This window comes from Acinetobacter sp. MF4640, assembly GCF_002018895.1.
GTDB classification, from domain to species: Bacteria; Pseudomonadota; Gammaproteobacteria; order Pseudomonadales; family Moraxellaceae; genus Acinetobacter; species Acinetobacter johnsonii.
The window spans coordinates 1-703 of sequence record NZ_MVOM01000145.1; the positions used below are offsets into that span (position 1 = coordinate 1).

1 protein-coding gene is annotated in these 703 nt (G+C 35.7%); it reads left to right on the forward strand.

The features are described 5' to 3' along the window. Nucleotides 1-228: 228 nt before the first annotated feature. On the forward strand, nt 229-703 hold a 475-nt coding region (locus MF4640_RS18825), incomplete at its 3' end, for an IS110 family transposase (protein WP_153042491.1).

A 703-nucleotide genomic window follows, 5' to 3' on the forward strand; every position in this document is an offset into this window, starting at 1 on the left:
AATAGACCTTGTATCTTGGAGGTTGTAGTGATTAGCTTCCACTATATGCAAATTGTAGAGTTTGTAATAGACCTAAGACTTTTAGTCTGTGCAAGAGATAAAACCTACAATTTGCCCTAACCACTTGCACAACTCTGGACGGTAACTAAGCACTTTGATGCTGCATTCACAAGAAAAGACGGTGGTTATGCTAAAACAATAATGGAATAATTAAAGCAGGTAAAGATTATGTTTTATCTTGGTATTGATGTTGCTAAAGCTAAAATTGATTGCTGTTTAATTTTAGAAAATTCTGCAAATAAAAAGAAAACCAAAACTTTTTCAAATACACCAAAAGGTTTTGAGCAACTTCAAATCTGGCTAAACCAGCATGCTGCAACTTCTACTCAGACCATTATCTTAATGGAAGCAACATCTATTTATCATGAACTCTTGGCTAAATATTTATTTGATGAGGGCTATCAAGTCTCTGTAACCAATCCTGCCAGAGCTCGATATTTTGCTCAGAGTATGTCTAAGCTGAATAAAACAGACAAGGTAGATAGTGAGGTTCTAGCTCGATTTGCGATGACTGCCAATCTACATTTTTGGCAACCTTTACCCAAACATATTCAATTGCTGAATGCTTTACTGGATAGAAGAGCTGTTCTCTGTGAAGATTTACAACGTGAAAAGAATCGTTTGGAAAAAGCAGAGTCTACCT